This window comes from Lentzea pudingi (assembly GCF_014646255.1).
Classification (GTDB): domain Bacteria; phylum Actinomycetota; class Actinomycetes; order Mycobacteriales; family Pseudonocardiaceae; genus Lentzea; species Lentzea pudingi.
In genome coordinates this window covers 169,069-175,508 of the sequence record NZ_BMNC01000016.1, presented here as the reverse complement: position 1 = coordinate 175,508, position 6,440 = coordinate 169,069, and the positions used below count along the sequence as shown (strand labels likewise).

The window sequence follows — 6,440 nt, the reverse complement described above, 5'->3', positions numbered from 1 at the left end:
TCATATATTACTGGCTGTGTTTCGGCACGCTGTTGAGTTCTCAAAGAACACGCGCACACCGCAGCTCGTCTCCGAGGAGAGTCACTTCCGGGGCTGTGTCAGGCTTAGAAGTCTTGTGCCGCACTCCGTTCCGGCTGTGTTTCCCGGCCCGTTCCGTGCTGACATGGAGAAATTTACACGGGCCCTGTACGAGATCCAAATCGGGGGTCACCTAGAGCTAAGCCGCAGGTCAGACAACGTGCGGACGGCCCAAACCCGCCAAGATCGACGCAGAGTGTGACCGGGACCACGCCGACAATCTCGTATCCAGTGTCAGTGCGGTGCGCTCGGCAGGTGCACGGAGACCGACAAGCCACCGGTCGGCACGGCCACTGCCTGCGCAAACCCGCCGTGAGCGGCCACCGCCGCCCGCACGATGGAGAGCCCCAGGCCGGTGCCGGACTGGCTGGTCCGGTCCTTCCCGCCGCGGCGGAACGGCTCGAACAGCTCCTCGACGCGGTCCGGCGGGATGAGCTGACCGGATGACGACACCCGCAGAACGGACCACTGCGGCCCCGGCTCCACCACGGTCTCGATCCACCCACCGACGTGGTTGTGGCGGATGGCGTTCTCCAGCAGGTTGCCCGCGATGCGCTCCAGCAGCGCCGGATCCCCCACCGCGAACGCCGGCACGCACCGGAACACCGTGCGCAGGTCGCGCGCCACGGCTTCCGCACGCGTGGCCCTCCACGCGGACTCGACCACCGCGGACAGGTCGACCGGCTCCCGCACAGCGAGCCCGATCCCGTCCGTGCGCGCGAGCAGCAGCAGCGCGGACACCAACTGTTCGGCGCGCTCCCCCGCGGAACGCACGACACCAGCCATGCGACGCAGCTCTTCGACGTCGGCGTCCGGATCGGACAGAGTCACGTCCAGCTCCGTGCGCACCACCGAGAGAGGAGTGCGCAGTTCGTGCGATGCGTTCGCCACGAAGCGGCGTTGCGAGTCGAAGGCCGCTTCCAGGCGGTCGAGCATCGAGTCGAACGTGTCCGCGAGCTCGGCGACCTCGTCGCGCGGGCCTTCCAGCCGCAACCGCGCGCCCAGCGACTCCGCCGACAACCGCCGAGCAGCGTCCGTCACGTCGTGCAGGGGCTGCAGGACGCGGCCGGTGAACGTCCACGCCAGCACAGCGGCGGCGACGACGATGCACGCGAACGCGATCAGCCCGGCCCGAAGCAGGTCCTGACGGGCGGCGGTGGTCAACGCGTCGGTCAGCACCTTCACGGTCACGGTGACGCCGTCCACCGTCACCTGGCTGTCGGAGGGGAAGGACGGCGACGAGTCGAACACCCGCCCGACCAGCGTCCACCCCAGAAACAGGAGCACCGCGCTCACCACGGCGACGAGCGCGGTGGTGAGCAGTGTGATCCGGAGACGCAGTCCTGGCCCGCGCCGGCGCATGTCAGTCCTCAGCAGATCCGTTCGAAGCACTCGGCACCCGGTAACCGGAGCCCACGACGGTGTCGATGATGCCCGGTTCGCCCAGCTTCTTGCGCAACGTCATCACGGTCACCCGCACGGTCGTGGTGAACGGGTCGGCGTTCTCGTCCCACACGCGCTCGAGCAGTTCCTCGCTGCTGACGACCGATCCCTTGGCCGCGAGCAGCACTTCGAGAACGCCGAACTCCTTGCGCGTCAGCTCGATGGGCTGCCCACCGCGCGCGACAGTGCGTCGTGCCGGATCCAGCTCCACGTCCTGTGCCGCCAGCACGGGCGGTGTCGCCGGTGTCGCGCGACGGGCCAGCGCCCGGACACGCGCGACCAGTTCGGGGAACGCGAACGGCTTCGCGAGGTAGTCGTCCGCGCCGAGCGACAGGCCGGACACGCGGTCCTCGATGGACCCGCTGGCCGTCAGCATCATGACCCTGGTGAGCGCGCCGGAGCTGAGGATCTCCTTGCACAGCTCGTCGCCGGACATCCCCGGGAGGTCGCGGTCGAGCACGATCACGTCGTACCGCGTGACGGTCGATTTCTCGTGCCCGGTCTCGCCGTCGTAGGCGACGTCCACGGCCATGCCTTCTCGCCTCAGGCCGCGAGCGATCGCGTCGGCCAGGGGCGCCTCGTCCTCGACTACCAGAATCCGCACGCCTCAAAGGTGCCATACCGACCTGAGAAGGCGCTTAACGGCACCTTCACGCGCGCTGTCGGATCTCTTCCTCGGTCCGCTCGGCCGCGGCGGTGAGAAAACGCAGGAGCACGGCTTGTTCGGCCTCGTCGAACGTGGCCAGGTCGGCGCGGTGGCGTTCGTTCAGGGAGTCGTAGAGGCCACCCACCCGGCGCACCGCGTCCTGGTCGGGCTCGATGACGACCTTGCGGCGGTCGTGGGGGTCCGGCACGCGGCGCACGAACCCGGCCCGCACGAGCCGTTCGATCATCCGGGACGCCGAGCCGCTGGTCAGGTTGACCCGGCGCGCCAGTTCGCCGGGTGACGCGGGCCCGGAGTTCGCGAGCACGTACAGCGCCTGCAGATCGGTCCACGTCATCCCGAGTCGCTCGGCGAGCATGCCGTTGAACTGGATGACCGGGATCTGCCACCGGGCGATGGCGCGCAGGACCTCGTCCGTCATGGCACGTCAGCCTACTGCATTACACAGTCGCTGCGTTACGCAGTAATCTAGTGCTAGATTCACTGCGTGATGCAGCAAATCTCGATGTACGACCATCCCGTCTGGGTGGTCACCGACGCCGATCTGGCCAGTGCCGTGCTGACGGACGGCCGTTTCGCCAAGGACCCCGCCCTTGCGCCGGCCGGGTGGAACGCCCACACCGCCGGCCTCGAACCCACCGCGGCCGAGCAGATGTCGGTCACCACGCTCGACGGCGAGCCGCACGCACGGCTGCGCAAGGCTTTCGCGCCACTCTTCAGCGCGGCTCGCATGCGCGCCTACTACCCGCGCATGCGTGCCATCGCCGAGGAGCTGCTCAGGGCATTGCCCGAGGAGGCCGATCTGGTCGAGGACTTCACGACCCGCTATCCGCTGACCGTCCTCTGCGAACTGCTCGGCATCCCGGCGCACGAGGTCGATCTCGCGATGGACGCGTGCCGCCTGATGCACGTCGACTACCCGGCCCACGTCCCTGCGGCCATGGGCGGGTTCGCCCGCCTGGCCTCGCAGGCGACCGCCGAGCTGCGCATGCCGGACGGCAGCACGGAGCAGGACCTGCACTACCAGATCTTCACGATCCTGTTCGCGGGCCAGCTCACCACCGACCTGGCCGCGGGCTTCCTGCTCGCGCGCCTGATCGACCGCGGCGGAACACCGGACGACCTGGTCCGCGAGACGCTGCGGGAGCATCCCCCGGCGCCGTTCACGTTGTGGCGCTTCACGACCACCGCAGTCCAGGTCGCGGGCACCGAGCTGCCCGAGGGCTCCCCCGTGCTCGTCGACCTGACCCGCGTCCCGGACCTCGTGTTCGGCCACGGCCCGCACTTCTGCATCGGCGCGCAGCTCGCCCAGCTCGAACTCGAAGCCCTGGCCGAGGCGTTCCAGGAGGTCTGGCCCGACGCCCGCGTCACCGCACCGCTGACCCACAGCTCACCGGGCGGGATCATGGGCAGCAGGCTGGACGCGTTGCCGGTCAGGCTCGCTTAGCCCGTTCCACCACGACGGTCGAGGCGGTCTGCAGTGCCCGGAGCTCCAGCAACGCCGGGTGCTCCTCGGCGAGCCGTGCCGCGTTCAGCAACGACCGCAGCGCCGCCGTCTCACCGCGTGCCCGCTCCAGCGCCGCACGTCCCTCGGACGCCGCCACCAGTTCGGCCAGCGCCGCCCGGCGCAACTCACCGGGCATCACGACGTCGCGCACAGCGACCTCGGCAACGGAAATGCCGAGATCAGCGGCACGCTCCGTCACGGCAGCCAGCACCTCGGCCGAGATGGCCTCACGCTCGGGATCAACGGCGGAGTGTGCGCGCGTGACCACCGCACCGCGCAACGCCAGTTGCACAGCCGTGTAGAGCTCATCCTCAGGAGCTGCCGACTCCACCACGAACTTGGTCGCCGACGTCACGGCCCACCGGACCACAACGGTCACACGGACCAAGACGCCATCAGCGGTCGGTACGTCCTGAGCTGCCGGGGTCATGGTGCGTGGGCGGATGTCGACGCGGTGCAGCACAGAGCGCAGCCGCATCCGATGACGTCCGGGACCGAGCTCACCCATCAGCGTGCCGTGGTCGAACCGGACACCCCGCTCCCACGGGTACAACGTCTTCTTCACGACTTCCCTCACGTCCTTACAGGCCACGACCCCGGTCGGCGAGGCAAGGAACGGGAGTCCACAAGGGACTCGCAGAGCTCGTTGCCCCCGTGTGCGACCGGGGTCGTGGTTTCAGGGATCGAACCTGATGCTTCTAAGGCACCCAACACCCGCCTCGATCGCGGGACCCGGACGAGGGAGACCTGCCGGGCCGCAAAAAAGCGGGCGTGAGGGGAGGTTAACCGACCTACTTCTCGACGTGCTCGTCAATTTCGACGGGCAGGCACTCCAGGCGAGCGGCCCACTCCGTCACGCGCCGTGCGACGTCCTGCGCGGTGATGCCGCACAACGCCAGCACCTCGCCACGCTCTCCGTGGTCGTGGAACTGCTGCGGGATCGCGATGTCCCGCAACGGCACGTCGACGTCGGCGTCGCGCAGTGCGGCCGCGAACGACGAACCGAAGCCACCGTGGCGGCCCCCGTCCTCGACCGTGACCACGAGCTTGTGCGACGCGGCCATCTCCACGAGGTCGGACGACATCGGGTAGATCCACCGCGGGTCGACGACCGTCACGCCGATGCCCTGGTCCTCCAGCCGTTGCGCGGCTTCGAGACCAAGCTCACCCAACGCGCCGACCGTCACCAGCAGCACGTCGTTGCCCGACCGCCGAAGCACGTCCACGGAACCCACGCGCTCCAACGCGGGCAGGTCTGGGCCGACCGAGGCCTTCGGGTAGCGGATGACCGACGGCGCGTCCGAGATCGCCACGGCCTCGCGCAGCTCCTCGACGAGCGTTCCGGCGTCACGCGGCGCCGCCACGTGCACGCCGGGGATGACGCCGAGGATCGACATGTCCCACATGCCGTGGTGCGACGCGCCGTCCGGGCCGGTGACGCCGGCGCGGTCCAGCACGACCGTGACGCCCTGCTTGTGCAGCGCCACGTCCATCAGCAGCTGGTCGAACGCCCTGTTGAGGAACGTCGCGTAGACGGCCACGACGGGGTGCAGGCCACCGATCGCCAGACCGGCGGCGGAGGTCAGCGCGTGCTGTTCGGCGATGCCGACGTCGAAGAACCGCTCCGGGAACGCCTTGGCGAACGCGTTGAGGCCGGTCGGTCCCTGCATCGCGGCGGTGATCGCCAAGACGTCGGAGCGCTCACGGCCGACGTCCACCAGCGCGTCGGAGAACACGTGCGTCCAGGTGCGCTTGGACGGCTTGACGTCCTCGCCGGTGATCGGGTCGATGATGCCCGTGGCGTGCATCTGGTCGGCCTCGTGGTTCTCGGCCGGCGCGAACCCCATGCCCTTGCGGGTCACCGCGTGCACGATCACCGGGCCGCCGAACGACTTCGCGCGCTGCAGTGCGGACTCCAGCGTCGCCAGGTCGTGGCCGTCGACCGGGCCGATGTACTTGAGGCCTAGGTCCTCGAACATCGCCTGCGGCGCGAGCGCGTCCTTGATGCCGCGCTTGGCGGCGTGCAGGGCGGCGTAGAGCGGCTTGCCGAAGAACGGCGTCTGCTCGAGGACGCTCTTGCCCTTCTCCAGCACGCGCTCGTAGCCGGGACGCAGCCGCAGCGACGACAGGTGGTCAGCGAGACCACCGATCGTCGGCGAGTACGAGCGGCCGTTGTCGTTGACGACGATCACGACCGGACGGTTCTTGTCCGCCGCGATGTTGTTCAACGCCTCCCAGCACATGCCGCCGGTGAGCGCGCCGTCGCCGACCACCGCGACCACGTGACCGTGGGCGCCGTTGATCTGCTTCGCCTTCGCCAGGCCGTCCGCGTAGGACAGCGCCGTCGAGGCGTGCGAGCTCTCCTGCACGTCGTGCTCGGACTCCGACCGCGACGGGTAGCCCGACATGCCGCCGCGCTGGCGGAGCTTGTCGAAGCCGTCGCGGCGGCCCGTGACGATCTTGTGAACGTACGACTGGTGACCGGTGTCGAACACGATCGGGTCCTGCGGCGAGTCGAAGACCCGGTGCAGTGCCACGGTCAGTTCGACGACACCCAGGTTCGGGCCCAGGTGCCCGCCCGTCTTGGACACCTTGTCGACCAGGAAACGCCGGATCTCCTCGCACAGCTGCGACAGCTGCGCCTCGTCCATCCGTTTCAGATCAGCTGGTCCGTGCACGGACTCCAGCAGGGTCACCACGCCCACCTCACTCCTGAAGACTTCGGCTCAGTCTACGGAGACGCGACTG

The 6,440-nt window shown here is 69.0% G+C and carries 6 protein-coding genes; 1 reads left to right on the top strand and 5 read right to left on the bottom strand.

The window, feature by feature from the left end; translation table 11 throughout:
- Window positions 1–312 precede the first annotated feature (312 nt).
- Genes IEY88_RS36555 through IEY88_RS36545 form a run of 3 tightly spaced genes read right to left on the bottom strand, consistent with a single transcriptional unit; the run spans window position 313 to window position 2,606 of the window.
- Window positions 313–1,440 carry a sensor histidine kinase gene (locus IEY88_RS36555; RefSeq protein ID WP_189159485.1) on the bottom strand — a complete coding sequence of 376 codons (1,128 nt, stop codon included), beginning with the start codon at window positions 1,438–1,440 and terminating at the stop codon, window positions 313–315.
- A gap of 1 nt (window position 1,441) precedes the next feature.
- Window positions 1,442–2,125 (bottom strand): response regulator transcription factor, encoded by a 684-nt coding sequence (locus IEY88_RS36550; RefSeq protein ID WP_189159484.1) that lies wholly within the window; start codon window positions 2,123–2,125, stop codon window positions 1,442–1,444.
- Window positions 2,126–2,171: 46 nt separating this feature from the next.
- Entirely contained in the window at window positions 2,172–2,606 is a 435-nt protein-coding gene (locus IEY88_RS36545; RefSeq protein ID WP_189159483.1) for a MarR family winged helix-turn-helix transcriptional regulator, read from the bottom strand.
- A 66-nt stretch (window positions 2,607–2,672) separates the two neighbouring features.
- On the opposite strand from IEY88_RS36545, the gene IEY88_RS36540 reads away from it, so the two are divergent.
- Window positions 2,673–3,632 carry a cytochrome P450 family protein gene (locus IEY88_RS36540; RefSeq protein WP_189159482.1) on the top strand — a complete coding sequence of 320 codons (960 nt, stop codon included), beginning with the start codon at window positions 2,673–2,675 and terminating at the stop codon, window positions 3,630–3,632.
- Here IEY88_RS36540 and IEY88_RS36535 read toward each other — a convergent pair.
- Both IEY88_RS36535 and dxs read right to left on the bottom strand, forming a co-directional pair.
- Complete coding sequence (locus IEY88_RS36535) at window positions 3,619–4,269, bottom strand: SPFH domain-containing protein (protein WP_229694088.1); 651 nt, start codon at window positions 4,267–4,269, stop codon at window positions 3,619–3,621. The two genes, IEY88_RS36540 and IEY88_RS36535, sit on opposite strands and share 14 nt — an antisense overlap.
- Window positions 4,270–4,483: 214 nt before the next feature.
- Window positions 4,484–6,388 carry a 1-deoxy-D-xylulose-5-phosphate synthase gene (gene dxs, locus IEY88_RS36530; RefSeq protein WP_189159481.1) on the bottom strand — a complete coding sequence of 635 codons (1,905 nt, stop codon included), beginning with the start codon at window positions 6,386–6,388 and terminating at the stop codon, window positions 4,484–4,486.
- Between the last annotated feature and the right edge of the window lie 52 nt (window positions 6,389–6,440).